Genomic DNA, 25879 nt, shown 5'->3' with positions numbered 1-25879 from the left:
GTCAGCAGGCGCTGTCAGGTGTCATCGATCGCTGACAGCTGTCGATGGTCGCTGACAGCCGGAGGCGGTGCGCGGCGGCGCGCTCCGCAGGAATGCGGGCGCGGCGGGCTCGGCACGCTGGCTGCAAAGCGTTGACGCGTTGACGCGTTGACGCGTTGACGCGTTGAAACGCCAGAGCGCCAAAGCGCCCCGGCGTCCAGACGGCAGCGAAGAACGGGCTTCGCGCGCTGGAGATCAACGGAAACCGGCGAAGCGGCACGCGCCGCCGCGCCGACAAGGAGGATGTTCCATGCTCTCTCTCAACAAGACCTTCGGTCACCTCGGAGTGGCTCTCTGCAACTCCACCCTTGCGCTTTCGCTCCTCGGCGCCGCCGCGCTGATGCCGGGCTGCCTCGCCGGCACGGACGAGCCGGGCGACGGCGCAGACGAGCTGGGCGACGGCCTGGACATCGGCTCGGGCGAGGCCGAGGACGTCGGTGAGGCCGAGTCGGCGCTGGGGGTGAACGACGTGGGCGTCATTCCGGCAAGCGCGTGCCCCTCCAATTTCGATCAGATCTCGATCTTCATGGACGACGAGGACACGAGCAACGGCAACGATCACGCCGGCTGGATCGGCGCGACGCAGAGCGGCAGCAACACCAGGTTCGTCTTCTGCCGCGTGCCGGGGAGCTTCTTCAAGCCGCTCAACACCGGGGAGCCGTACGCCGTGCTCAGGCTCGGCAGCGCATGCCCCGCCGGCTCCGAGGCGTTCTCGCGCACCTTCGACAACGAGGACACGTCGAACAGCAACTCGTCCACGGGGAACATCTTTCCCAACACCTCCACGCAGAGCCCCTCGAAGACCACGCTCGGATTCTGCCTGTTCCGCGGCAGCGCCGGCGCGATGAACGGTTTCCCGAACCTCGGCTTCAGCTACGGGATCCTGGCGCGCGCACACCTCTTCGATAGCCAGGCGGACGGCTGGATCATGACGGACGACGAGGACACCTCGAACGGGAACGGCATGTCGTTCTCGTGGATGCCGTTCGACTGGGCCAAGACCAACGACGCCCTCGACATCGTGAGCGACGAGGCCGACTCCAAGACAAGGCTGCGCACGGCCCGCGTGAAGTGAGATCCGCGCCGCGCGGGGAGGGCCGCGCGCGATAGATTTCGCCGGGCGATCCACGTACTGTCCGGTGCATGAAGCCGGCCAGGGACGAGCCCGAGCCCTGCACGCTCACGAGCGTGGATCGCGATCGCTCGCTCCGCATGCCCTCCCTCCGTGTCCGCGTCACCTCGCCGCAAGGTCACGTGACGGAGGCGCTCCTCGATATCAGCCCTGTCCTCGTCGGGACCGGCCAGGACTGCACCCTGGTCGTCCCCGACGCCCGGGTCTCGCGCCGGCACTGCGAGCTGCGCCTCACGCCCGAGGGGATCTTCCTCCGCGATCTGGGCAGCAAGAACGGCACGCTGCTCGGCCAGACGGCCATCCTGGAGGCGCGCCTCGCCCCCCGGGTGGCCGTGCTCATCGGCGACTCGGAGCTCGTCGTCCACCCGGCCGGCGAGCCCCGGCTCGTGCCGTTGTCGCCGACTGGCATGTTCGGCGGCGCCATCGGCCGGAGCTTCGCCATGCGCGCGCTCTTCGCCAAGCTGGAGCGCGCCGCCGCCACCGATCAGACCCTCCTCCTGCTCGGCGAGTCCGGGACCGGCAAGGAGGTGCTGGCCAGGGCCATCCACGAGCACAGCCCGCGCAGGAACGGGCCTTTCGTCGTCTTCGATTGCGGCGCGACGACGGCCAACCTGGTGGAGTCCGAGCTGTTCGGCCACACCCGCGGCGCCTTCACCGGCGCCCAGGCCGCGCACGCCGGCCTGCTCGAGGAGGCGAGCGGCGGCACGCTGTTCATCGACGAGATCGGCGAGCTGCCGCTCGAGCTCCAGCCCAAGCTGCTGCGGGCGCTGGAGGCGCGCCAGATCCGGCGGCTCGGCGCCAGCGATCTCCGGCCGTTCGACGCGCGCATCCTCGCCGCCACGCACAGGAACCTGCGCGCCCGGGCGGCGGAGGGGCAGTTCCGCGAGGACCTCTATTACCGGCTCGCCGTGGTCGAGGTCCAGGTCCCGGCGCTGCGCGAGCGCAAGGACGACCTCCCCGCCCTGGTGGAGCGCTTCCTCGCCGCGCACAACCCGCCTCGCTCCCTCGCCGATCTGCCGCCGAACGCCCTGTCGCTGCTCGCCGCCCACGACTGGCCGGGCAACGTGCGGGAGCTGCGCAACGTGGTGGCGCGCCTGCTCCTGTTCCCGGAGACGGTCGACGAGCTGCTCCGGCCCCTCAAGGAGGGCGCCGCGGCGGCGCGCCCACCTGCCCCCGCGCCCGGGCCCGCGGCCGCGACGGCGCGCCTGGACCCGCTGCTCGAGATGCCGCTGCTCGAGGCGCGCGAGATGGTGATGGAGCAGTTCGAGCGGAGCTACCTGACCGCCTGGCTGGGCCGCCACAAGGGCAACATCTCGCGCGCGGCCGGCGCCATGGGCGTGTCGAGGCAGCTCGTGCACAAGCTCCTCGACAAGCACGGAATACGGCCGAAAGGGGAGCCCTGATGCCGGCCTCGCGGGCCGCCGCCCGCCGCGCGCCGTGGCTCGCGGCGGGCGTGGCGCTGCTGCTCGCGCTGCCGCCCGGCATTGCGGGCGCAGAGGGCCCGGCGGGGCTCAACGCCACGTTGAACGAGGCGGACGTCGCGCACCTCAGGGCGGAGAGGCTCTTCGAGGAGGAGCGCCTGGCCGAGGCCGTCGCGCTCGCCGAGCGCGACGTCGCCCTGCACGAGAAGGTCGTCGCCTTCTACAAGGGCCGGCTGCCGAAGCAGCACACCCCGGCCACGCCGTCGCCCGAGCTGCTCCTCGGCGCGGCGCTCGATCAGCTCGGGTGGGTCCTGATCGAGCTGGGCCAGCACCGGCGCGCCGAGGAGGTCTTCGCGCGCGCCCACGCCATCTACGGGCGCATCCTCGTCGCCGGCGACGAGGAGCTCGCGGGCCTCTCGATCGCCGGGCTCGCGCGCCTCGCGGGCCTCCGCGGCGACAGCGCCGCCGCCGACGGGCTGCGGCGCGAGGTCGGTGCGTTCGACGCGCTGCTGGGCAGTCCGTTCCCCTGCCTCGCCTACAGCGAGGTCGGCCGCCTGTTCGCGATGAGGGCAGACCACGACGTGGCCGAGGCCATGCTCCGGCTCGCCGCGGAGAGCTATCGGGGCAAGCCCGCCGTGCAGGTCGAGCTGCTCCGCAACCTGGCCGATCTGGCCCTGGAGAGGGGCGAGCCCGAGGCCGCCGAGCCGCTGCTCGTCAAGGCGCTCGAGGCCGCCAGCGCCAGCGCGCGCGCCGCTGGCACGCCGAGCCCGCGCCTCGCCCGCGTCCTCGACAGCCTGGGCCGCCTCCACCTGGCGATCGGCAGGCCCGACCGCGCCGTGCAGGCGTTCACGCGGGCGCTCGCGCTCCAGGAGGAGGCGCTCGGCCCCGGGCACCTGGCGGCCGCCGAGTCGCTCGATGGCCTCGCGCTCGGACACATGCAGCGCGGCGAGCCGGGGCGGGCCGCGCCGCTGCTCGATCGCGCGCTCGCCATCCGCGAACAGGTGCTCGGGCCGGGGCACCCGGCCACCGCCGCGCTGCGCCTGCACCTCGGCGACCTGCGGCGCGCGACCGGCGACGACGGCGCCGCCGCCGCGCTCTACCACCGGGCGCAGGCCGATCTCGAGGAGGCGTCGGGGCCGGATCACCCCGCCGTGGCCGAGGCGCTGCTGCGGCGCGCCGCCCTGGCCCGCGGCGGCGGGCGGCCCGATCCGGGGCGCTCGGAGGCGCTCTCGCAGCGGGCCCTCGCGATCGTCGAGAAGGTCTTCGGCCCCCTGCACCCCAGGGTGGCCGACGCGCTCGACGCGCTCGCCGAGGGCCACCTGCGCGCAGGGGGCATCCCGAGCGCGGCGCAGGCCCTCGCGCGGAGCACGGAGATCCGCGACCGCCGCGCGGCGGCGCTGCTCGCGGACAGCTCCGAGGAGCAGAAGCTCGCCGCCGTGGAGGCGCTGCGCGGGCAGACCGACCTCGTCCTGGCGCTGCCCGCGGCGGCCTCGCCGCAGGGCGGCGCGGCGGTGGACCTGGCGCTCACCACGATCCTGCGGCGCAAAGGCCGCGCCCTCGACGCGCTGGCGACGGGCCGCGCCGCCCTGCGCGATCGGCAGAGGCCGGAGGACGCGCGGCTGCTCCGCGAGCTCGTGGCGATCCAGGGCGCGATCGTCGACGCCATCGTGCGCGGCCCGGGCGCCGTGCCGGCCGCGGAGCACGACGCCGCGCTCGCCGAGCTGGAGCGCCAGAAGGCCCGGCTCGAGGCGGAGCTGGGCAAGCGCGGCGCGACCCTCCTGCGCGACGACCGGCTGGTGACGCTCGCCGAGGTGAAGGCGGCGATCCCGGAGGACGCGGCGCTCGTCGAGATGATCGTGCGCCGCCCCGTGGGCGAGGCCGCGGAGGCCCCGCGCCTCGCGGCGTACGTGCTGCGCCGGCGCGGCGCCGCCCGCTTCGTGGACCTCGGCGAGGCGCGCGCCGCCGCTGGCCTGGTGGACGAGCTTCGGCAGGCGCTGGCGAGCCCGCGGCGCGATCCGGCGCTGGCCGCCCGGGCCCTCGACGAGCGCGTGCTGCGGCCGCTCCGGCCGCTCCTTGGCGACGCGCGCCGGATCCTGATCAGCCCGGACGGCGAGCTCAACCTGGTCCCGTTCGGCGCCTTGCTCGACGAGGGCGGGCGCGCGCTGATCGAGCGCTTCACCTTCACCTACCTGTCGAGCGGGCGCGATCTCGTGCGCTTCCTCCACGATGAGACGCCGCCCGAGCCCGGGCCGGCCGCCGTGCTGATCGGCGCGCCGGACTTCGGCGATCCCGACCGGCAGCGCTCGCGCTACCGCCCGGGGGCAGGCCCCGATTCGGTCGAGCTCGGCGACATCCGCTTCCGCCCGCTGCCCGGCACGGCCGAGGAGATCGCGGCGATCGGCGCGGTGATCCCGGGAGCGAAGGCGCTCACCGGCGCCGCGGCGACCGAGGAGGCCGTGCAGGCCGTGGCGCACCCGCGCATCCTCCACATCGCCACGCACGGCTTCTTCCTGCCGCCCGTCGTCGCGTCGGCCGGGCGGGCCCTCGAGAGCCCGCTGCTGCGCGGCGGCCTGGCGCTGGCGACGGCCAACCAGCCCGTCACGGGGCGAGAGGACGGGATCTTGACCGCGCACGAGCTCGCCGGCCTGGATCTCTACGGGACGCGGCTCGTTGTGCTCTCGGCCTGCGAGACCGGGGTCGGCGCGGCCCGCAGCGGCGATGGAGTGTACGGCCTCCGGCGCGCGGTGCTGATGGCGGGAGCGCAGACCCTGGTGATGAGCCTGTGGAAGATCAGCGATCAGGAGACGCGCGATCTGATGGTGCAGTACCACCGCCGGCTCCAGGGCGGCGGCGGGCGCAGCGAGGCGCTGCGCGAGGCCGCGCTCGCGGTGCGCGCCGCGCCCGGCAACCAGCACCCCTTCTACTGGGCCGGCTTCATCAGCGCCGGAGACGGGTCGAGCCTCGATGGCAAGGACGTCCCGCAGCGGCCGGCGCCGCCCCCGCCGGTCGCGCCCGGCCCGCGCGGCTGCGGCTGCGCCGTCGGCCCGGGATCGGGCGGAAGCGCCGCAGCCCTCGCGCTCGTCGCGCTCCTGCTGGGGTGCCTTCGCCGGCGCCGCCGGCCCGAGGACAGGCGTGCTTGAGCTCTTGCGCACGAGGACAGAAAAGAAGGAAAACAGTGCGATGCGCAGCAACGTGAGTCGCTCAATTGTAATTTTACTCACTGCCTTCCTCGCCGCGTGCGGCTCCGCCCCGCCGCCCGACGCGCCGAAGTCGCCCGAGGGGGTCGCGGCGCCCGATGTCTCGGCCGCGCCCGACGGGGCGGCGGCGCCCGATGGCTCGGCGCCTGATCGCTCGGCCGCGCCCGCGGCGGGCGGCGTCGCCGAGGAGTGCGTGTGGCCGGCGGGCACCCCCGCCGAGCCGCCGCCGGCTTGCCCGCCCGGCTGCTTCTGGAGCGAGAAGGACAAGGCGTGCAAGCCGGATCGCGGGGTCATCGTGCCCCAGCGCCCGCCGCGCTGACCCGCTGCCCTCTCAGCCCGAGGCGGCAGGCGCCGGACGCTGCTCCAGCCACGTCCGCGCCTCTTCCATCAGCTTCATCGTCAGCTCGCGCAGCGTCACGTCCGCGGCCTGCGCCTCGGCGAGCGCCCGCGCCACCTCCTCGGGCGGCGCCGCGCCGCGCCGGGCCAGGTGCAGGGCCTCCCAGAGATCCGCGCAGAGCACGCGGTCGCGCTCGCGGTGCTGCTCGGCCACGCGGCGCGCGGCCTGCGCGTCCGCCAGCGCCTCGGCGCTGCGGCCCATGCCGGCGAGCAGCTCGGCGCGCCGGAGCAAGGTCAGCGAGAGCATCGCGTCGCCGCGTTTCTCCTGCAGCCCGACCGCCTCGTCGGCGCAGCGCAGCGCCGCGCCCGCGTCGCCGCAGCGCCGCAGCGCCTCCGCCCGCAGCGACAGCGCCACGCCGCGCAGCGCCGGATCGCCGGCCTCGGTCGCCAGCGCCGCGGAGCGCCCCGCCACCTCCGCCGCCTCGGCCGCGCGGCCGGCGCGCAGCAGGAAGGCCGCCAGGTTCTGCAGGAGCAGCCGGCGCTGCGCCCGCATGCCGTAGCGCTCGGCCCGCGCCGCGAGCCCGTAGAGCCGCTCGATGGCCGCCGCGAGCCGCCCCAGCTCGGCCTCGACCACCGCGAGATCGCCGTCGATCTCGATCTGCCGCCACACCGAGGCGCCGGCCGCCGAGAGCTCGAGCGCGCGCTTCAGATCGGCGTCCGCCAGCTCGAGGTCGCAGCGATCCGCCTCGTAGTCGAGCTCGAACCGCAGCACGCGCGCCGGCAGCTCCAGGCCGGGGCCGCAGCGCACGGCCAGCTCGACCGCCTCGCCGGCGAGCGCCATGGCGCGAGGCCCGCGCGTCACCCCGGCGAGGGCCATCCGCGCCTCGCAGCGCAGCCGCTCGTCGCCGAGCGCGTCGGCGTCGGCCAGCAGCGATTCGTCCCCGATGCCCGCCTCGTGCAGCCCGCGGGCCACCTCCAGCCGGTAGATGCGCCGCCGCAGGCCCGCGGCGCTCGCCGGAGCGAGGGCGCCCGCGCTCGCCCCCGGCCGCTCCAGCCGCTGCCTCGCGTCCTCGAAGGCGCGCCCTCTCAAGAGGACGCGCACGATGTCGAGCTCGATCGCGGCGCGCTCGCCGGGATCGCCGGCCAGCGCCGCCAGCCGATCGCCGAGCCCGGCGGCTTCCTCGAAGAGCCCGGCCGCGAAGGCCGCATCCATGGCCCGCCGCAGCCAGGCCCGCGCCGGCTCGACGGCGCCGAGCTTCTCGTAGCCGGCGGCCAGGAACGCCGCGTCCGCTGCGGCGCCAGGCCCCGCGGCGATGGCGTCGAGGAGCGCCCGGTGCAGGCGCGGGAACCAGGGGCGCTTGCGCGCCACGCCGAGCACCGCCTGCCGCACCATCTCCTGCCCGAAGCCGATCTCCGGCGGCTCCCCCGACACGGTGAGCATTCCCGCCTCGACCCAGGCGTGCACGGCGCTCTCGAGCAGCTCGTCGCTGGCCACCACGCGGTAGAGGACCTCGAAGCCGAGGCCGCCGCCGTACAGGGCGATCGCGGCCAGGGCGCGCAGCCCCGCGCGCTCGGCGTCGCTGCCCGGCTCGAAGTAGCTCGCGAGGCGGTCCTCGACCAGCTCCGCGACGCCGGGCACCTGCTCGTGGAGCGCCCGCCCGGAGGCCGCCTGCAGCACGCCGTCCTGCCACGTGATGGCGCCCGTCTCGCGCCAGGCCAGGAGCGCGTGCACCGCGAAGAAGGGCACGCCGCCGGAGCCCCGCGCCACCGTCCGCGCGAGCTCCGGGGAGAGCGGCGCGATGGCGTGCGCCAGCCGCTCGGAGTCGGCCTCGTCCAGCCGCTCCAGCGCGAGGTGCTTGATCCCGGGCCGTATCCTGGAGCGCACGGCCCCGAGCAAGGCCCGCAGCTTCGGGGACGGGCTCGGCTCGTTGCGGGCCGCCGTGAGCACGAGCAGCCGCGCGGGATCGCCGCTCGCGGCCTGCTCGGCGAGCAGCGAGAGCAGGCGCAGCGTCGTCGGGTCGGCCCACTGGAGGTCGTCGAGCGCGAGCAGCAGCGGCTCGGCGGCGGCGCGGAGCAGCGCCGCCTCGACCCCCTCGAGCGCGCTGTCCGCGTCGCCGGCGCTGGGCAGCGCGGCCGGCGCGAGCGCGCGATCCACGGCGTCGGAGAGCTGGGCGAGGGCCGCGCGGCCGCCGGGCGGCAGCGCGTCGAGGGCGCGGCGCAGCGGCCGCAGCGGGCTCTGCCGCTCGGGCGAGCAGCTCCCGCGCAGCACGCGCTCGGCCGGCAGCCCGGCCGCCTCGATCCCGGCCTGCAGCACGCGCGTGCGGCCGATACCGAGCGGACCGGTGATCACCACGAAGCGCGCCCCGCCGGCGATCTGATCCGCGGCGCCCGCCAGCGCCGCCAGCGCCGCCTGCCGGGCGATGAGCGGCGGGTGCACCTTGATCTCGGGGGCCTCGGCGCGGGAGACGGTGCGCGCTGGAGGGGCGTTTGCCCGGGAGAGCGTCGGCGCTGCGCCTGTGGCGGAGCCGGGGGCCGTGTCAGGCGAGCGCTCGGCGAGCGGCGGCGCGGCCAGCGCGCTCGCCATCTCGGGAGGCGCCGCCGCAGGCTCCCCCGAGGGCTGACTGCGCGGCGCGGGCGGCGCCGCCAGCGTCGGGCCGCCGCCGCCCCGCAGCGTGCGGGCGACGCGCTCCGCGGCCTGCCCCTCGTGCGGCGCGAACGGCGCCAGCGCGGCGGCGAGCGCGGCCACGTCGGCGGGGCGCTCCGCCGGGTCTTGCCGGAGGCAATGCAGCACGGCGGCCTCCAGCGCCGGCGGGGTGCCGGGGCGGGCCGCGGCGAGCGGCGCCGGAGCGCGCTGGATGGCCGCGCAGACGTCGAGCAGCGACTCCCCGGGGAAGGGCGGCGCCCCGCTGAGCAATCGGTAGAGCACGGCGCCCAGCGCCCAGATGTCCGAGCGGGCGTCGGCGGTGCGCGCCGAGCGCATCTGCTCCGGGGCCATGTAGAGGGCGGTGCCCAGCACCGCGAACGTGCTCGTGAGCTGCTCCCCGGCGGCCGCGAGCGTGTGCTTCGCGATCCCGAAATCGATCACCTTCACGAGCTGCGAGCCGTCGGCCCGCCGCGCCAGGAACAGGTTCCCGGGCTTCAGGTCGCGGTGCACGATCCCGTGCGCGTGCGCCTCGGCCAGCCCCTCGCAGGCCTGCAGCGCGTACCCCACGGCGACCTCGATCGGAGGCGGCCCCTGCGCCCGCAGCAACGCGCCGAGATCGCAGCCCTCGAGCAGCTCGAAGACCAGGAATGGATCCCCGGTGTCGAGGAAGCCCAGATCGAAGATGCGGGCGACATGCTCGCCGCGCAGCGCCGCCGCCGCCCGCCCCTCGCGCAGGAAGCGCTCCCGCGCCGCGGCGTCGACCAGCGCGTCCCGGCGCAGCAGCTTGAGCGCGACCTGGTTGCCGAGGTGCAGGTGGCGGGCAACCATCACCACGCCCATCCCGCCCTGGCCGAGCAGGCGCTCGACGCGGTATCTGCCGGCGACGACGTCTCCGAGGCTCACCGGGGCGCTCATGGGCTTCGCGGCGCCCGAGTATAGCGGTGTTCGCTGCGCCGCGGACGCGATATACGCGCCAGACCCTCGCAGCCGAAGGAGCCCCGCGTGTCGATCAAGGACCACCTCTCCATCTCGCCCGAGGTCAGGAAAGCGCTCGCTGGCGGCCGGCCGGTGGTCGCGCTGGAGTCGACCATCATCACGCACGGCATGCCGTATCCGCAGAACCTCGAGATGGTGCAGCGCGTGGAGGCGGTAGTCCGCCGGAACGGCGCCGTGCCGGCGACGATCGCCATCATGGACGGCAAGCTCAGGGTGGGCGTGAAGGGGGACGATCTCGAGCGGCTGGCCAGGGAGGGCGGCAAGGCGGCCAAGGCCTCGCGGCGCGACATGGCGGCGCTCCTGGTCCTGGGCGGGCTGGCCGGGACGACCGTGGCGACCACGATGATGGCGGCGGCGTGGGCCGGTATCCGGGTCTTCGCCACCGGGGGCATCGGCGGCGTGCATCGCGGGGCGGAGACGACCTTCGACATCTCCGCCGACCTCGAGGAGCTGAGTCAGACGCAGGTGGCGGTGGTCTGCGCCGGGGCCAAATCGATCCTCGACATTCCCAAGACGCTGGAGACGCTGGAGACCCATGGCGTGCCGGTCCTGGGTTACAAGACCGAGGATTTCCCGGCCTTCTGGGCGCGGCAGAGCGGGCAGAAGGTGGACCACAGGATCGAGAGCGCCGAGGAAGCGGCCAGGGTCATCGCGCTGCAGTTCGAGCTCGGCATGGGCGGGGTCCTGGTGGCCAACCCGATCCCCGAGAGCCATGCGATGGACGCCAGGGCGATCGAGGCGCGGATCGAGGAGGCGATCCGGTGCGCCGAGGCAGAGGGGGTGAGCCGCAAGGACCTGACGCCGTTCCTCCTGAAGCGCATCTTCGAGCTCACCGAGGGCAAGAGCCTCGTCGCGAACATCGCGCTGGTCGAGAACAACGCGGCGGTGGCGGCGGAGATCGCCACGGCGATGAGCGAGCTCGGGGCGAAGTCGAAGTCGAAGTCGAAGTCGAAGGCCAAGGCATGAAGCGAGGCCCACCGCGCACTCGCGGTGGGCGACGTGATCGTCGGCCCCGAGGGGTTCCGGGCGGCGATCAGCTCGCCCGTGCCTCCGCTGCGGCCGCGGCCTCGTGCGCCGCGGCGAGCTCTGCGTCCTTCGCCGCGATCCGCGTGAACGCCGGCCGGCTGCACACCCGCGCGACGTAGTCCTTCACCTCCGGCAGCTCGGGCACGAGCTTGAACTTCACCATCCAGTCCAGCGCCTTGCCCCAGAGGACGTCGGCCGCCGTGAATCGATCGCCGAGCAGATACGGCCCCTTCCGGAGCGCCTCTGCCACCACGCCGAACATCGTATCGAAATCTCCGTACGGAGACATCGACGGCGGCGCCGGATCGCGCTTCATCGCCCGATCGACGACGGCCGGCTCGAAGCTCGACCCGTAGTACACGATCCACCGGAGGTACGGCCCGCGCAGCGGATCCCCGATGGCCGGGGTCAGGCCGGCTTCCGGGAACAGATCGGCGAGGTAAATGACGATCGCGACCTGCTCGGTGACGAGCGCGCCGTCGTGCAGGATCGCGGGCACCTTCCCGAGCGGGTTCACGGCGATGTAAGGGGCCTTGCGCTGCTCCCCGGCCTTCATGTTCAGCACGCGGAGCTCGTGGGGCGCGCCCAGCTCCTCGAGCAGGGTGCGCGTGGTCGTCGAGCGCGTGTTCGGTGAATGGAACAGGACGAGGTTGCCCCTCGGGGTCGTGGTCGAATCAGCCATGTTGGTGCCTCCGGGGCGGACGCTACTGCCCGGGCGAGGCGCGGTATTGTAAAAGAGCGCCACGCGCGATCATGAGCTCGAGCATCACCCCCGAGGACCCCACCCGCGGCATCCTGAACCCCGCCGCGGGTCTCCAGCGCTTCGAGCTGCACCGCCACGCGCCCGCGCCGGACCTGGCCAGGCTCGTCGACTGGCACTGGGTCGTCCGCTGGTCGCTCACCGCGCCGTTCGAGCAGGAGCTCTTGCCGCACCCCTGCGTCAACCTGGTCATCGAGCTGCCGGGCTCGGCGGTGCACGGCATCGGAACCCGGCGCGAGGTCGTCCGGCTCGAGGGCACCGGGCGCGTCGTCGCGACGAAGTTCAAGCCGGGCGGCTTCTTCCCGTTCGCGCCCCTCCCCATGCGCCGGCTTGTCGACCGCGCGGTCCCCCTCGTCGAGATCTTCGGCGGCGCGGCCGGGCCGCTCGAGCGCGCCGTGCTCGACCAGCCGGACGACGCCGCCGCGATCCGCGCCGTGGAGGAGCTCCTGCGCGCGCGCAGGGGCCCGGAGGACGCCGGGCTCGACGAGGCCATGGCGCTCGCCGTCCGCGCGCAGGACGATCGCGACATCCACCGCGCCGAGCATCTCGCCCGGATCGCGGGCGTCTCGGTGCGCACGCTGCACCGCGCGTTCGAGCGGTACATCGGCGTCGGGCCCAAGTGGATCGTCCGGCGGTCACGCGTGCAGGAGGCCGCGGAGCGCGTGGCCACGGGCGCGCCCGTCGCGTGGGCGGCGCTCGCGCAGGAGCTCGGGTATCATGATCAGGCGCACCTGATCCGGGAATTCAAGGTCCAGGTCGGCTTCACACCGGCCGTCTATGCAGAGCGGTGCGCGGCAGCGAGGTCGAAAGGCGGCCCGCCCGGCGTGAAGGGGTGAGCTGCGTGTTCACGGCCATCCACAGCGCGAGAAGGCCCCGTGATGCGCAAGATCTTGGTTCAATTTTCTCCAGCTGGAAGAACCCAAAGCGGCTTGCGTCAAAGTTCCTCTGTCGATAGCATCCACGCGCCAATCGCGCGCCGTCGTCGGCGACACCAGCTTTAGAGGTACTCGAAACATGCGTCGATTTCAGAATCGCGTCTTCGTGGTCGCGTCGTTTTCTTTGGGGCTGTTCGCGGCCATGCCCGTGTACGCGGCGTCCGTGCAGGCGGTGAGCCAGGCGACGTGGGGAGCGAGCGGCGTCCCGAGCTACGTCAACATGAACATCTACGTGCCGGACAAGCTGGCCGAGAATCCGCCCATCGTGGTGGGCTGCCACTCGTGCAGCACGCCGTTGAGCTCGTTCTTCAACAGCATCTCGGGTATCAAGGCGGGCGCCGACAAGAACGGCTTCATCATCATCCTTCCGGAGGCCACCGGCCGGAACTGCTGGGACGTGGGCACGACGAAATCGCTGACCCACGACGGCGGCGGCGACACGCAGGCCGTCGCTCAGATGGTGAAGTACACGCTCGAGAAGTACAAAGGCGACCCGAAGCGCGTCTACGTGATGGGCGGCTCGTCCGGAGCGATGATGACGCAAGCCATGCTGGCGGTGTACCCGGACATCTTCCGGGCCGGCGCGGCGAGGGCGGGGGTGGCGGCCGGGTGCTGGGCGGACGGCTTCGACGCGGGCCAGCAATGGAGCAACAACTGCGCGGGGGGCAGGACGAGCAAGTCGGCGCAGCAATGGGGAGACCAGGTTCGGGGGATGTTCCCTGGGTATACGGGGCATCGCCCCCGCCTTCAGATCTTCCACGGCACGGCGGACGCGACGATCAACTACAAGAACCAGGCCGAGGCGATCAAGGAATGGACGAACGTCCTCGAGCTGAGCGAGACCCCGACCTCGACCGACATGATCACATCGGGCGGGACCACCTATGATCGCCAGTTCTGGAAGAACGAGTGTGGCCAGACGGTGTTCGAGGCCTGGTCAGGAAGAAACGGCGCGCACTCCATGCCGTACGAGGCCGACGCGATCCTCGCGTTCTTCGGTCTGGACAAGGCCGGTGGGGCCGATCCGGAGACCAACTGTTCCGAGGCTGCCGGCAGCGGCGGCGCGGGTGGCTCGGGCGACGGCTCCGGGGGTGATCAGAACGTCGGCGGCGCCGGGCCTGCTGCGGGGAGCGGCGGCGCCTCGGGTGACGGCGGAAGCGCGGGCGAGGGCGTGACGGTCGGCTCTGGCGGGCAGCCCGCCGGCGGCGGCGAGGTCACCACGACGGGCGGCAGCGACCCGAGCGGCACGAGCGGCACGAGCGGCGCTGCGGACAGCGCCACCACCGGTGCGGGCTCGGAGTCTGCAGGTGAATCGGGTGAAACGGGCGGGTGCGCCGTCGTCAATGGCGATGCCAGGCCGAAGAGCTCGTATGCAGCGGTCGTCGCCATGGGTCTTGCGCTGTTGACGCTCCGTCGCCGGCAGCGAAACGCCCGGAGCTGACACGTGTCTTGCCGGTGAGCTGACGCAACCCCTCGGCCTTACGAGAAAATTCACAGCGAGGCGGGGAGATGAGGAGTGAAATCCCACCAATCTCCCCGTCTCCCCGCCTCCCTGTTCAATCTTCTGCCAAAAATAAGGGGTCTTCGCGCTAGAAGGGGACCTCCGGAATCGGCGCGCGGTCGAGCCCCGGCGCGGTCGTCGGCGGGATCGGCGGCCTCCTGGAAGGAGCGGGGACACTTGTGTGCGGTGTCCTGGGCGTGGCGCTCGACGGCGGCCGTGCTGCCGTGGTGGACGTCGAGGGCGCCGGTGGTGCCGCGGTCTCGCCGCCGGCGTCTGCTGCCGAGCCCGTCGCCTCTGCAACGGGCGCCGCGAGCGTCACGCTCTCCAGCGGCTCCGGGGAGGGCTCAACCTTTGTCGATGCGCTGGCGGCGACCTCCTCCGCCGCCGGCGCGCCGGCCGAGGCGATCTTCGCGCCCACTCCGCCCCCGCCGCTCGCTCCGCCCCGACCGAGCGCGATGGTGAGGCCGGCGCCGAGCAGCATCGCCATCGCGATGCCGACCACCAGCGTCGCGTGCTGAGGCCGCTGCTGTCCGGCGTCCTGCGCCGTCGATCCGGCGATGGTCAGGGTGCCGGGGCCCGCCGAGCGGGGCGCGGATGCTGGCTCGTCGAGCTTGGCGGCGTCGAGCGCTATCGTCCCGCTGAGCCTCGGTCGAGCGGTGCTCGGCACGCCGGAGCACGGGCATTGCAGATCCGGAATCGATGGCGACGCCATGCCCGCGATACGGCGGAGCTCGCTCATCATCTCTCCGACCGACTGGAAGCGCTCCGCCCGCTCGCGGGCCAGCGCCCGCGCGAAGAAGGCATCGATCTCCGGCGGCAGGTCGGGCGCGATCAGGGACGCGCTGGGCACCGGGCCGACCAGGATGCTGGCGATCACCGCGCCGAGCTGGGCCCCCTGAAAGGGCAGCTCGCCGGTGATGCCATAGAAGAGGATGACCCCGAGCGACCAGAGATCGCTGCGCTGGTCGATGTCCTTTTCGCCCCGGACCTGCTCCGGGCTCATGTAGTGGGGCGAGCCGAGCAGCTCCCCGGTGCGGGTCACCTCTTCCGTCAGCGCCGCGCCGGTGTCCTTGACGATGCCGAAGTCGAGGATCTTGACGACTTCATCCTGCTCTCCCTCCACGCGCACGAGGAACAGGTTGGCAGGCTTGAGATCGCGATGGACGAGGCCGGCGTCGTGTGCGCGACGGATGGCCTTGCCGGCCTGCACCAGGATCAGGGTGGCGTCCACGAGAGAGAGCCGGCCGACGCGCACGAGGCGCGTGCCCAGGTCCTCGCCCTGCAGCAGCTCCATCACGAGGTACGGAGTGTCGTCGTCGACGCCAAAGTCCTGGACGTAGACGACGTGTGGGCTCTGGAGGCTCGCCGCGATCCTGGCTTCACGCTCGAAGCGGGCGAGGAACGTCGATGACGCAGCATAGGTCGGGTCCATGAACTTGACCGCGACGAGAGAGCCCAAGTTGACGTGTCGCGCCACCCACACCGAGCCCATCCCGCCGTGCGAGAGAGGTCGTTCGAGACGATACTTCCCACCTACGACGGAATCCGGAGCGAACTGCATGGTGATGGCTTCCTCCTGATAGCCGAGGGAGGCGAGGGGAGCGTACAGGATAGGAAAGGCGCCGGCCACGACGAGGCGGGAGATGTCAGATGGATTGTCCTTCTGTGCGCCACGTTCCGGGCGCCTCGGGCTCGACACGGCCACGAGATGGCTCCCCGGATCGCCGTGGCAGGCCCGGGTCCGACGCGGGCGTCGAGAGCGCCATCGGTGCGTGACGTTCCTGACAGCGGCGGTGTTCGGCGAGGGGGATGCGCTCGGGACGACGGCGAGCGCGGGCGCTGCGCGCGCCGGCGCTGGGCGTTCGCGCGCGGAGCACCGGGGCCTTGCTTGCGCAGCGCAGCACGCCGGGCCTCCGCGGCGGTCCGCCGGCGCCCGCGCCGGGGTGGTGCGGTCATTTGCCCCGAGAGGGTCCACATGAAGGCGGGAAGGCGGGAAGATCATTCAGGTTTTCTTCCCGCCTTCCCGCCTTCATGTTCAAATGACTGCACTACCCGCGCCGGCGCCGCGAGACACCACGAGGCCCCGACCTCCGAACCCCCGCGCAGCAGCAGCAGCAGCACGAGACCGCCCGCGAGAGCTATTGCGATCCCCTTGCCTCCGTCTAGAATCCACACTGCAATGAACAAATTATTTCGCAATTCAACTATCATCGCAGCTGGTCTCTCCCTCGCTCTCGGCGCGCTGGCCTGCGGAGAAGACGACAGCCCGGCAGACCAGAGTGGAACGGGCGGCGGGGCGACCGCCGGGTCGGGCGGCGGGGCGACCACGGGCTCGGGCGGCGGGGCGACCACCGGGTCGGGCGGCGCGTCGACGTCGGCGTCGGCGTCGGCGTCGGCGTCGAGCGGCGGGGTGACGACGGCGTCCGGCGGCGATCCCAATCCCGATCCCGCGAACGCGCGGACCTTCGACCACCGGCACGCGAGCCTGGATGGTATCCCGGCGAGCTGCGCCGAGGCGCTCAAGTCGGGGGACTTCGTCTTCCACTACGCCCACCGCTCCCACGGCTTCCAGATCATCGTCGGCGCCGAGAGCATCGAGGCGAAGACCCCTGCCTACGCCTTCGAGAAGGAGTATTGCGCCGTCCCGCAGCAGGAAGGCGCCTTCCTGATGTGGGACGGGATGATCGACACCGACCTCATCCCGGGCGAGCAGTACTGGGCGACCGAGGCCGGGATCAACGACGTGCGCGCCATCCTCGGAGGGCACCCGGAGATCCGGTACTCGATGTGGGCGTGGTCCTCGGAGATCTCCGAGCAGACCGAGGAGGACGTGCAGCGGTACCTCGACGTGCTCGACGCGCTCGGGCAGGAGTTCCCGGAGGTGACCTTCATCTACATGACGGGGCCCGGTGACGAGGAGTACAACGGCGTGAACCGCGCGGAGCGCAACCAGCAGATCCGCGATTTCTGCCGGGAGCATGGGAAGATCCTCTATGACTTCGAGGACCTCGACGTCCACGCGGACGGCGAGCGGCACACCACGACGGTGGGCGGCGTCGAGATCCCGATGCAGCACCCGCGTTACGACGTGGAGACGTCCGGCAACACGGAATACGAGCACACCCACACGACCCAGGGCGCCTGCGAGAACAAGGCCATGGCGTTCTGGCGCATGATGGCCGAGCTCGAGGGGTGCGCGCAGTAGCCCCCGAGGCCGGCGGGCGCTCGGCCGCGGCGACGCCGCGAGCCGCTGTCTTTCCTGTCGGTTAAGTCCCGGTTTCCGGCGGAGGACTCCGCCGGATCGCGTCGCTCACGTCTTGCAGGCCGCCTTGCGCCCATGCTACTCGGCTGTCGCACGGGCATGCTCCCCCGCGCGCCTCCCGCGCAGGGGCGCCGCCTGGCAGCCGATCGGAGGCGGGCCATGGAAAGCGCGATACCGCTCGGGAAGAAGCAGATCATCGACGGCCAGCTGCGGGTCTACTACTACGGTTACTGGATCAAGGCCTACGAGGCGCCGGCCGACACGCTGCTCGCGAAGAAGCGCCTCATCGAGGCGCTGACGCGGCGCCTGTTCAACCACGTCGAGCACGGCATCAACGTCCCAGGGAAACGGCTGGACGAGGCGCGGCTCGCCTTCGAGTCGGAGACCGATCCGCAGCGGAAGCGCGTCAAGGCCGCCATGCTCGCGGGCGCGATCTTCAATCGAGCGACGGATATCTTCACCAAGCTCGTCGAGATCCAGGAGCTCGGCGTCACCATCGAGCCCGACAACGCCCTGATGCGCGAGTGCGGAGAGCACCTCCTCGAGGCGCTGACGCTCGGGAAGATGGTGCTCCACCGCAGCGGCGAGGAGGGGCTCGACGAGCTCTGGGGCGAGCCCTTCAAGGCGTTCTCGTTCCCGATCGAGGCGTTCTACAACAGCCGGTATGTCAAGATCGCCCAGAGCATGAGGGCGATCGACGGCATTCGCGACGCGATGATCGCCACCTTCGCGGGCTCGCCGATGTTCGCCGGGCTGGACCGCCTGGCCCGCGAGTTCGCGCACGCGGCCAAGATCAAGTGCGAGACGCTGCGCACCGACGACGAAATCTTCGAGGTCTGGACGTCGTTCGTCGTGTCGGCGGAGAAGCTCGCCGGCTTCCAGCCGCTGCTCGGCGCGGACGCCTCGCCTCACGAGCGGGAGCAGGCGGCCCAGGGCGTCGAGCTGATCGTCCGTGGCAAGAACGTGATCTCGTACATCACGCGCGCGCGCGTCCCGATGCCCAAGACCACGGGCGAGCTCCTCGATCGGTACGAGCGTTATCGCGTCACCTACGGCGCCGCGCCCGCGTCCGGGCCCGCGCGCAGCGTCGCCTGAGCGCCTGGACCGGCCGCGCTCACCCCGCGTCCTGCGCCGCCACGAGCTGAATGGCCTTCTCGGGACAGGCGACGACGCAGAGGCCGCACGCCTGGCACTGGGCCGCGTTCGGCGTGAACGCGGTCTTCCGGCCGTGGACGAGCGACTTGAGCTTGCCGAGCGGCGAGAGGGCCTCGAAATCTGCGCGCTCGATGCGGCCGATCTCGAAGACGTGATAAGGACACACCTCGACGCAATCGCCCTTCGCCTCGCACCGGCTCCGGTTCACCACGGGCCGGAAGGCGCCGGGCTCGGCCCGGCACTGCTCTCCCGGCCTGTCCCGGTGCGACGCGGCGCGACGCGCCTTCTCCTTGTTCAACGATCCTGTCATTGCGTGCCTCGTGGTGATGGGCGCGACGATCAGCGCAAGCGCGCCGCCCCGCAAGGGGCTACCAGCTCCACCCGCGCCGGTCAACGAGGCGAGGCCGGCGGCTCGCCGTCGCCGGCGAGCTCGCCGGCGGTTGGTTCCGCGTCCCCCGGAGACCTGACGGCCGTTCGACCCGGGTCGCGGCCGCCGCGAGCGCAGCGGCTTTCACGCGCATGAGCGTCGGCGGCGCGGTGTTGTCCTGCGGCTGCACCGTGGCCGGCGCGCGCGGCTCGCTCGGAGCGCCGCGCGCGGCGATCGCGCTGGCTCAAGCGATTTTCCGGCGGAAGCGCGGCATTGCTCCCGCAAAGGGCCGGGCGTTTCGGAGATCGACAGGGGCATGACACCGCCCTGGCCGCTCCTCTTCGGCGAGCGGTCGTGGCATAGTCCGTTCATGAGACATGAACTCCTTGGCTCCGTGCTGTGTGGCCTCCTCCTCGCCGCCTGCAGCGATGACGAAAGCGTGTCGCCGATCGGAGCAGGCGGCGCGGGCGGCAGCACGAGCAGCGGCGCTGGCGGCGGCACGACCGGCGACGGCGGAAGCGGAGGCGCAGCGCCGGTCGCCTGCGGAGGGAGCGCAGGAGCGACCTGCGGCGAGACGGAGTACTGCGCGACGCCGGACGTGGCGTGCGCCGCAGAGGCGCAGGGCGAGTGCACGCCGAGGCCGAGGGTCGGGGAATGTCCGGACGAATGTCAGGGCGTCTGCGGGTGCGATCAGCGCACCTATTGCAATGAGTGCATGGCGCACGCGGCCGGGGTGAACGCGTCGAGGGATACGGTCTGCGCAAGCGCAGATTACCTGATCGCCGATCACGACCGTGTCTACGTGCACCACGCCGACCTGCGAGAAGATCGGTGTCTGGCGATCTCGATCGCGGCGTTCGCCGACAGCGATCCGCTCTATGCCGGCGTCGATCTGGAGGACTTCTGGGGCGTGCTGGACGTGGCGCTCACCGACCAGATGGACGATTGCACCGGGCCGGGCATGCCGCCCGCCGACGAGCGCACGTATACCGTGACCGGGGCCACCGGGACGATGTCGTGGGAGGCTGAGCCGAACACCGGCATCCCGTGCATCATCGACATGGATATCACCGTCACGCTCGACGGGGAGCCCGGGACCGTGCGCTTCCAGGAGACCGGCGTGATCGTCGACAACACGTGCCTGTAGCGTCTAGCGCGCGTCCAGCTCTACTGCGGGAAGTCGGCCGGGGAAGGGGACCGCCAAGGGCGCCAAGAAGCCAGGGAAATGGGAGGGAAAAATGCCGGAACGGCACCTCTTCTTCTCCCTTGGCGACCTCGGCGCCATGGCGGTTTTTCTGCCGATCCGGGGCAACTTTTCGCAGCAGTGCTAGCTCCGCTCGTCGGTCTTCACCGGGGTCATTGACCATCGATCGGTCAACGAGCGACTTCATCCGCTGGTCGCGTCGAGGGCGGGTGAGCCCTGCGAGCCTTCCACAGGACGCTGTGTCCCAGAGCTACGCCGCGGATGGCAAGGACACTCCCTTCCCGGCTCTCCTTGCATCGATGATGTGAGCGGTGTTGACGAGCCCGATGTGAGAGAACGCCTGTGGGAAGTTGCCGAGCTGCCGGCGCAGCTCGGGGCTGTACTCCTCGGCGAGCAGGCCGACATCATTGCTGAGGGAGACCAGGCGATCGAGGAGCGCCTCCGCCTCGTCGAGGCGACCGACCATCGCGTAGTTGTCGGCGAGCCAGAAGCTGCAGATGAGGAAGGTCGCTTCGTCCCCCGGCAGACCGTCCACCCCCGTCTCGGTCGCGTAGCGCAGGACGAGGCCATCCCGGGTGAGGCCCTTCTCGATCGCCGCGACGGTGGACAGCATGCGGGGATCATCGGCGGCCAGGAAGCCCATGTGCGGGATCAGGAGCACGCTGGCGTCGAGGGCCTCCGAGCCGTACGATTGAGTGAAGGCCCCGACGCGCGTGTTGAATCCGCGATCGAGCAGGTCAAGGCGGATCTCCTCGCGCAACGCGCGCCAGCGCTGGAGCCGCTTCTCCAGTCGATGCTGTCCGCCTACGCCGAACTCCTCGATCATGCGTACGGCGCGATCCACGGCCACCCAGGTCATCAGCTTCGAGTGCGTGAAGTGCAGCGGCTTCCCCCCGCGTATCTCCCAGATGCCTTCGTCCGGCCGCTGCCAGGACTTCTCGACGAAGTCCACGATCTCCACGATAGGGTCCCACGTGTGCGGCAGATCCGGCAGGCCGTGCGCGCGGGCATCGTAGAGCGTGTTGAGCACCTCGCCGTAGACGTCGAGCTGAAACTGATCGTATGCGCCGTTGCCGATCCGCACCGGTCTCGATTCCTCGTATCCCGGGAGCCACGGCAGCTCGATCTCGGTGAGCCGATGCTCCCCGGCCACGCCGTACATGATCTGCAGCTGCGCAGGAGCGCCGGCGACCGCGCGCATGAGCCAGCCGCGCCAGGCCTGAGCTTCCTCGAGGTACCCGCCGCGCATCAGGGCGTCGAGCGTGAGCGTGGAGTCGCGCAACCAGCAGTAGCGATAGTCCCAGTTGCGAACGCCGCCGAGGTCCTCCGGCAAGGACGTGGTCGGCGCCGCCACGATGCCACCCGTCGGCGCATACGTGAGCGCCTTCAGCGTAAGGAGCGACCGCACGACGGCGTCACGCCAGCGGCCCTGGTAGCGACAACGGCCCGCCCACTCTCGCCAGTGACGCTCGGTTCGCGCGAGCTCATGCTCCGCGTCGACGGGGTGGGCCGGCGCGTGCTCATGCGACGGGTAGAACGTGAGGGTGAACGGCAGGCGTTGACCCGCGCGGATGACGAAGTTCGTCTCCAATCGGGCGGCGCTCCAGTCGGGGTCAAGCGACGCTGGGCTGCTGAACGCAAGCGCGGCGGGGCCGGACGTGAGCGTCGCTCGGCCTCCGTCACACTGGATCCACGGGATCACGCGGCCGTAGCCGAACCGCGCCCTCAGATCGGAGTGCATCGGGACCTCGCCCTCGATTCCTTCGACGATCCGGATGACGTCGTGGGCTCCGTCGACGAGCCGGGTGGCATCGTACGGGGTGACGCCTGGGGGCATGAGGTCGATCAGGCGCACGCGGCCGCTCTCACAGGCGAACTCGGTCTCAAGGACCAGCGTGTCCCGCCGATAGCGCCGCTCCTGGCTTCGTATCGCCGTGGCTGGCCGGATGGTCCAGTAGCCGTGTTCGTCGCGTCCGAGCAGCTTCGCGAAACACGCGTCTGAGTCGATGCGTGGCAGGCAGAGCCAGTCGAGCGAGCCGTAACGCGAGACCAGACCGACCGTGGTCGTGTCACCGATGAGAGCGTAATGTTCGATTGGAGCTGACATGGCTACACTATGCGTGTTCATGCCTGGACCGCAATCCTGGAGCTGACCGTTCGCCGCCCAGACTGCCCGATCCGATCCGCGCTCGCAGCGCCGTGTCCCAACGCGTTCGCTCGCTCATGCTGCAAGCAAGAAAGCTCATCAAGCCCCTCGTGGCGGGGCGGGTTGCCCGTGTTTCGGACCACGGCATCTCGCGGGCATCCTCGCGCCCCTTCCCACGTGCGTATCCATCTACAGCGCGCGGGCGGTCCTGGTCGACGAATGAATGGTGCCCGCCCGCCGCGTCACGGCGGAGGCTTTCGGCCGCCCGCCGGTGGTGCAGGGGCCTCGGTCGCGGCGGCCACGCCGGCTGCGGCGGCCACTCCGGCGACGATGCCGTCCCAGTGGCTGCCCTTCCACAGGACCTTGCCGCATCGATCGCACCGCCAGAACTCGTCGTGGCGATCCGCCACCACCGCCGGCACCGCATCCCGGATGCTGTCCTTCGGGGCGGCCGTGAGCGCGCCGCCGCACGCCATGCAGCGGGGGTCCCGCACGGGCAGCCCGAGCTCCCGCAGCACGAAGCCGGCCTGCTCCGTCGGCCGCAGCCCGCGCGGCACGTAGAGCCCGCGCACGGCCGCGGTGCGCAGGGAGCGCCGCTCGAATACGCCGGCGTCGGAGCTCAGCAGCACCCGGCCGGTCTGCTGCGCGAGGCGCACGAGAACGCCGTCGTCGATGCCATGCTCGAACATGGCGTCGTAGCCTGCGCCGCGCAGCCAGCGCGACAGGCCGCCCAGCATCGCGTCGCACAGGAAGCTCGGCGCCGCCGCGCCGCCCTGCGCCGGGGCCGCGCTGTCCCGCGCCGGGGCCGCGCTGTCCCGCGCCGGGGCCGCGCCGCCCTGCGCCGGATCGGCGCCGCCTTGCGCCGGATCGGCTTCGCCGCCCGCCTCACCCACGAGCATGCCCCATCACGCTCAGGATGGCGGAACGCCAGCGGGGGGCAAGGGCGCCGCCGGCGAAATCCCCACGCGCCCGCCGCGCGCTGCTACCGTCGCTGTAGGGTCAACCGATCGTGGAGGAGTCGATGTCGATGAAGCGTGCCTGGTGCTCCTGCGTGGCGGCCGCGCTCGCCGTGCTGGCGAGCGCGCAGCAAGCGTCGGCCTACTGCCGCTCGAACACCTGCAAGAGGTCGGAGCTCTGCCTGCAGGACGACCAGCCGGTCGGTGAATGCAAGCCGCTCCGCTGGGCGGGCGATTGCATCGGCTTCAGCATCCAGGAGGACGCGTCCAGCGAGATCTCCTACCAGGAGATCTCCGACGTGCTCGAGGCCGCGTTCGCTACGTGGACGCAGGCGCCCTGCGACGGGGGAACGCCGGCGCTCCGCGTCCAGAACCTCGGGCCCGTCGCCTGCGGAGCGGTGGAGCTCAACGCCAGGGACGGCAAGACAAGGATCGTCGACGGCCTCGTGCCGGGCAACACCAACGTGGTCGTCTTCCGCGATCTGGAGTGGCTCGCGAGCTCGGGGCACAACACCGAGATGCTCGCGCTCACGACGGTGCAGTTCGACAGGAAGACCGGTAATCTCTGGGGGGCCGACATGGAGATCAACACCGATCTCTACGACTTCACCGTCGGGGACGACTCCGCCGCGCCGAGGGAAGATCTGCTCGCCATCGTCACGCACGAGGCCGGGCATTTCCTGGGCCTCGACCACACCATGGCCGGCCCCGAGGCGACCATGCATTCGAGGTACGACAGGGCGGACCCGATGAGCTTCCGGACGCTCCACGACGACGACATCGCGGGCATCTGCCAGATCTACCCCCCTCGGGATCTCTCCACGTCGACGTGCAACCCCATCCCTCCGCACGGGTTCTCGCCCGAGTGCGCCGACGACCAGCTGGTCCGCTGCAGCGCGGCGCCGCCCGCCGCCGGCGGCCCAGGGTGGAGCGCCCCGCTGGCCGCCGTCGCGATCGGCGCAGCCGCCTGGCTCCGCGCCGTCGGGCGCTCCCGCGCCGTCGGGCGCTCCCGCGCCGGCGAGCGCGGCCGGCCGAACCTCGGTCGGGATCGTCCCACGACCGGGAGGGCGAGGTCGTAGGCCAGCAATTGGTATACCCTTCTCAATACATCAACTAAACCTTCGAACGATGCGGCGGCGCCGATTGCACGTCGTACGTGTACGTCAGGTTCTGGAGAACGGCGCCGTCCGAGCTGCGCGTCGTCCGGAGGCGCCCCGGAAGATCTGCGGATCGTCGCGCGGACGCCGACCCCGGCGGCGCCGCGGTCGAGGAGCTTTCCGACGTCGCCGTCACGGTCGCTGGATGTGTCGCCACGACAGACAACCGCACCGCTTCACGCTCACGTCTACTTGCTGGGGAGGAAGCGGTCAAAGAATCCCTCCTCAGCGAGATGCCCTATCGGAAAATTCCAGCCCTGGAGGGAGACGCTCGGCCTGGTACGCGTACGCGCCCCGAATCTCTCAACCTCCGCCGCCGCTCCAGCGCCACATCGAGCGGGCGATCTGATAAGTTCGAAGAATGAACCTGCGTCGCGCGATCCCATACCTCTGTCCGTTGGCCCTGCTCGCCGCGTGCACGGACGAGCAGCGCTCTGACGCGGGCACCGGCGGAGGCGCCGGGACCTCCGAGAGCAACGGGAGCACGAGCGCGGTGACCGGGACCAGCGCAGGCAGCGGCGGCATGGGCGGCAGTGGCAGCGCTGAGGAGAGCGGCGGCAGCGGCGACGTGGCGCCCCGGGAGCCCGAGGAGATCCCGGTGCTGGAGGACATCACGTTCTACGACGGCTATGCCGAGACCGTCGATGAACCGATCCCGGCCGGCGTGATCCGCCACAACAACTCGCTGGTTGCGACCAGGTTGACCGACGAGCTGCTCGCCAAGATCCAGACCACCCTGAAGGTCCGCGTGGTCGTGGGAGCGCTGTGCGACAACTACGACCGACTCGGCTCGGTCAACCTGGCGCTGGTCCCCAAGGGCGCCCCGACCTACGTTCCCGGGGAGGTCGACCGGATCGAGATCGCACGGTTCGTCACGCCGTTCATGGACATGAACAAGCAGCCGAAGACGGTCCCCTATGAATGGGAGGCCAGCAACCTCGTGCCGATCTTGAGAGACCCCGACCTCCTGGCCGAACACGATCTCTGGCTCGAGTTGGGCATCTTCGGCGTGCCTTACGCCGCGAACGACGAGGTCCCCGGTTGCGCTGGTCGCAATGACACGCAGCTCGGGTCGCTGCTGCTCTACACCGACAGCGCGCAGGAGGCCCAGGACTTCAGCGTCCTGTTGCCGCTGGCGATCAGCGAAGAATTCAACAACTACGCCACGGGCGCCAGCGACAAGGTCGGCACGACCCGCAAGACCGTCAGCTTCGAATTGCCGGCGGATACACAGGATGCGCAGCTCGTGTTGATCACGTCGAATCACGGCGCCAACCAGGGCGGCGAGGAGTATGTTCGTCGCGAGCATTACGTGTACGTCGACGGCGAGCTGGCATTGCAGTACAAGCCAGGACGCACGTCGTGCGAGCCGTTTCGCAAGTACAACACCCAGGGCAACGGCATCTACGGGGCGTCCCCGCGGTCGGACAAAGACTGGCAGTCGTCCAGCAACTGGTGCCCTGGCGACGTGATCGACACCCGGATCGTCCCGTGGGGCGCCGCGAGCGCCGGCACGCACGAGTTCGTGATCGACGTCCCCGACGCGAAGTTCGTCGGCGGGGAGGGCAATATCCCGTTCTCGCTCTACGTGCAGGCGCGTTAGGAGCTCCAAGCGCGAGCACCCGACGCGGGAACAGCCCGGGCC

Annotated in this window: 18 protein-coding genes; 12 read left to right on the top strand and 6 right to left on the bottom strand. The window is 71.7% G+C overall.

All coding sequences use genetic code 11. The annotated features are described in order from the left end of the window. Positions 1 to 289 precede the first annotated feature (289 nt). The 4 genes from WMF27_RS33350 (at position 290) to WMF27_RS33335 (ending at position 6108) form a co-directional block, all read left to right on the top strand. On the top strand, positions 290 to 1114 hold the full coding sequence (locus tag WMF27_RS33350) for a hypothetical protein (RefSeq protein WP_437764826.1): 825 nt from the start codon (positions 290 to 292) through the stop codon (positions 1112 to 1114). 68 nt (positions 1115 to 1182) lie between these two features. Further along, positions 1183 to 2574, top strand: coding sequence for a sigma 54-interacting transcriptional regulator (locus WMF27_RS33345; RefSeq protein ID WP_437764827.1), 1392 nt, complete (start codon positions 1183 to 1185; stop codon positions 2572 to 2574). After that, a complete protein-coding gene (locus tag WMF27_RS33340; protein WP_437764828.1) occupies positions 2574 to 5732 on the top strand; it encodes a CHAT domain-containing protein in 3159 nt (1052 codons plus the stop codon). The genes WMF27_RS33345 and WMF27_RS33340 overlap by 1 nt, the downstream gene beginning before the upstream one ends. Before the next feature lie 40 nt (positions 5733 to 5772). Next, complete coding sequence (locus tag WMF27_RS33335; protein WP_437764829.1) at positions 5773 to 6108, top strand: hypothetical protein; 336 nt, start codon at positions 5773 to 5775, stop codon at positions 6106 to 6108. Positions 6109 to 6120: 12 nt separating this feature from the next. Here the strand turns inward: WMF27_RS33335 and WMF27_RS33330 are convergent, their stop codons facing one another. Beyond that, complete coding sequence (locus WMF27_RS33330; protein WP_437764830.1) at positions 6121 to 9672, bottom strand: protein kinase domain-containing protein; 3552 nt, start codon at positions 9670 to 9672, stop codon at positions 6121 to 6123. Positions 9673 to 9771: 99 nt separating this feature from the next. On the opposite strand from WMF27_RS33330, the gene WMF27_RS33325 reads away from it, so the two are divergent. Beyond that, the gene (locus WMF27_RS33325) at positions 9772 to 10731 is read left to right on the top strand and encodes a pseudouridine-5'-phosphate glycosidase (RefSeq protein WP_437764831.1); all 960 of its coding nucleotides are present in this window, start codon (positions 9772 to 9774) and stop codon (positions 10729 to 10731) included. Positions 10732 to 10798: 67 nt separating this feature from the next. Here the strand turns inward: WMF27_RS33325 and WMF27_RS33320 are convergent, their stop codons facing one another. Continuing rightward, the gene (locus tag WMF27_RS33320; RefSeq protein WP_437764832.1) at positions 10799 to 11473 is read right to left on the bottom strand and encodes a glutathione S-transferase family protein; all 675 of its coding nucleotides are present in this window, start codon (positions 11471 to 11473) and stop codon (positions 10799 to 10801) included. Positions 11474 to 11544: 71 nt separating this feature from the next. Here WMF27_RS33320 and WMF27_RS33315 point away from each other — a divergent pair, with 71 nt between their 5' ends. Further along, positions 11545 to 12387, top strand: a complete 843-nt coding sequence (locus WMF27_RS33315; protein ID WP_437764833.1) for an AraC family transcriptional regulator — start codon at positions 11545 to 11547, stop codon at positions 12385 to 12387. A gap of 178 nt (positions 12388 to 12565) precedes the next feature. Next, positions 12566 to 13927: an extracellular catalytic domain type 1 short-chain-length polyhydroxyalkanoate depolymerase gene (locus WMF27_RS33310; RefSeq protein WP_437764834.1), complete on the top strand. Its 1362-nt coding sequence runs from the start codon at positions 12566 to 12568 to the stop codon at positions 13925 to 13927. Between the two features lie 148 nt (positions 13928 to 14075). Here WMF27_RS33310 and WMF27_RS33305 read toward each other — a convergent pair whose 3' ends face one another. Further along, complete coding sequence (locus tag WMF27_RS33305; RefSeq protein WP_437943250.1) at positions 14076 to 15548, bottom strand: protein kinase domain-containing protein; 1473 nt, start codon at positions 15546 to 15548, stop codon at positions 14076 to 14078. An 849-nt stretch (positions 15549 to 16397) separates the two neighbouring features. Here WMF27_RS33305 and WMF27_RS33300 point away from each other — a divergent pair. Both WMF27_RS33300 and WMF27_RS33295 read left to right on the top strand, forming a co-directional pair. Next, positions 16398 to 17192, top strand: coding sequence for a hypothetical protein (locus tag WMF27_RS33300; protein WP_437764836.1), 795 nt, complete (start codon positions 16398 to 16400; stop codon positions 17190 to 17192). Between the two features lie 216 nt (positions 17193 to 17408). Next, the gene (locus tag WMF27_RS33295) at positions 17409 to 18344 is read left to right on the top strand and encodes a hypothetical protein (protein WP_437764837.1); all 936 of its coding nucleotides are present in this window, start codon (positions 17409 to 17411) and stop codon (positions 18342 to 18344) included. A 19-nt stretch (positions 18345 to 18363) separates the two neighbouring features. Here the strand turns inward: WMF27_RS33295 and WMF27_RS33290 are convergent, their stop codons facing one another. Beyond that, complete coding sequence (locus WMF27_RS33290) at positions 18364 to 18714, bottom strand: 4Fe-4S binding protein (RefSeq protein WP_437764838.1); 351 nt, start codon at positions 18712 to 18714, stop codon at positions 18364 to 18366. 496 nt (positions 18715 to 19210) lie between these two features. Between WMF27_RS33290 and WMF27_RS33285 the strand changes: the two genes are divergently transcribed. Beyond that, positions 19211 to 19918, top strand: coding sequence for a hypothetical protein (locus WMF27_RS33285; RefSeq protein ID WP_437943249.1), 708 nt, complete (start codon positions 19211 to 19213; stop codon positions 19916 to 19918). A gap of 307 nt (positions 19919 to 20225) precedes the next feature. On the opposite strand, the gene WMF27_RS33280 is transcribed toward WMF27_RS33285, so the two are convergent. Together WMF27_RS33280 and WMF27_RS33275 are read right to left on the bottom strand one after the other, a co-directional pair. Further along, positions 20226 to 22082 carry a glycoside hydrolase family 15 protein gene (locus WMF27_RS33280; RefSeq protein ID WP_437764840.1) on the bottom strand — a complete coding sequence of 619 codons (1857 nt, stop codon included), beginning with the start codon at positions 22080 to 22082 and terminating at the stop codon, positions 20226 to 20228. Between the two features lie 281 nt (positions 22083 to 22363). Continuing rightward, the gene (locus WMF27_RS33275) at positions 22364 to 23020 is read right to left on the bottom strand and encodes a Mut7-C RNAse domain-containing protein (protein ID WP_437764841.1); all 657 of its coding nucleotides are present in this window, start codon (positions 23018 to 23020) and stop codon (positions 22364 to 22366) included. 128 nt (positions 23021 to 23148) lie between these two features. On the opposite strand from WMF27_RS33275, the gene WMF27_RS33270 reads away from it, so the two are divergent. Further along, positions 23149 to 24156 (top strand): matrixin family metalloprotease, encoded by a 1008-nt coding sequence (locus WMF27_RS33270; protein WP_437764842.1) that lies wholly within the window; start codon positions 23149 to 23151, stop codon positions 24154 to 24156. Positions 24157 to 24595: 439 nt separating this feature from the next. Beyond that, the gene (locus WMF27_RS33265; protein WP_437764843.1) at positions 24596 to 25837 is read left to right on the top strand and encodes a peptide-N-glycosidase F-related protein; all 1242 of its coding nucleotides are present in this window, start codon (positions 24596 to 24598) and stop codon (positions 25835 to 25837) included. Positions 25838 to 25879: the final 42 nt, after the last annotated feature.

It is taken from the genome of Sorangium sp. So ce281, from assembly GCF_051527395.1.
Taxonomy (GTDB): domain Bacteria; phylum Myxococcota_A; class Polyangia; order Polyangiales; family Polyangiaceae; genus Sorangium; species Sorangium cellulosum_B.
Note: the sequence above shows the minus strand (reverse complement) of the source record. Positions and strands in the feature narration are given on the sequence as shown.

What these genes read in the sequence shown, in the direction of transcription:
- WMF27_RS33350 (WP_437764826.1), top strand. Translation starts at nt 290, where the DNA reads ATGCTCTCTCTCAACAAGACCTTCGGTCACCTCGGAGTGGCTCTCTGC.
- WMF27_RS33310 (WP_437764834.1), top strand. Translation starts at nt 12,566, where the DNA reads ATGCGTCGATTTCAGAATCGCGTCTTCGTGGTCGCGTCGTTTTCTTTG.
- WMF27_RS33320 (WP_437764832.1), bottom strand. Translation starts at nt 11,473, where the DNA reads ATGGCTGATTCGACCACGACCCCGAGGGGCAACCTCGTCCTGTTCCAT.
- WMF27_RS33335 (WP_437764829.1), top strand. Translation starts at nt 5,773, where the DNA reads ATGCGCAGCAACGTGAGTCGCTCAATTGTAATTTTACTCACTGCCTTC.
- WMF27_RS33315 (WP_437764833.1), top strand. Translation starts at nt 11,545, where the DNA reads ATGAGCTCGAGCATCACCCCCGAGGACCCCACCCGCGGCATCCTGAAC.
- WMF27_RS33275 (WP_437764841.1), bottom strand. Translation starts at nt 23,020, where the DNA reads ATGCTCGTGGGTGAGGCGGGCGGCGAAGCCGATCCGGCGCAAGGCGGC.
- WMF27_RS33265 (WP_437764843.1), top strand. Translation starts at nt 24,596, where the DNA reads ATGAACCTGCGTCGCGCGATCCCATACCTCTGTCCGTTGGCCCTGCTC.
- WMF27_RS33295 (WP_437764837.1), top strand. Translation starts at nt 17,409, where the DNA reads ATGGAAAGCGCGATACCGCTCGGGAAGAAGCAGATCATCGACGGCCAG.
- WMF27_RS33340 (WP_437764828.1), top strand. Translation starts at nt 2,574, where the DNA reads ATGCCGGCCTCGCGGGCCGCCGCCCGCCGCGCGCCGTGGCTCGCGGCG.
- WMF27_RS33290 (WP_437764838.1), bottom strand. Translation starts at nt 18,714, where the DNA reads ATGACAGGATCGTTGAACAAGGAGAAGGCGCGTCGCGCCGCGTCGCAC.
- WMF27_RS33305 (WP_437943250.1), bottom strand. Translation starts at nt 15,548, where the DNA reads ATGCAGTTCGCTCCGGATTCCGTCGTAGGTGGGAAGTATCGTCTCGAA.
- WMF27_RS33270 (WP_437764842.1), top strand. Translation starts at nt 23,149, where the DNA reads ATGAAGCGTGCCTGGTGCTCCTGCGTGGCGGCCGCGCTCGCCGTGCTG.
- WMF27_RS33345 (WP_437764827.1), top strand. Translation starts at nt 1,183, where the DNA reads ATGAAGCCGGCCAGGGACGAGCCCGAGCCCTGCACGCTCACGAGCGTG.
- WMF27_RS33280 (WP_437764840.1), bottom strand. Translation starts at nt 22,082, where the DNA reads ATGTCAGCTCCAATCGAACATTACGCTCTCATCGGTGACACGACCACG.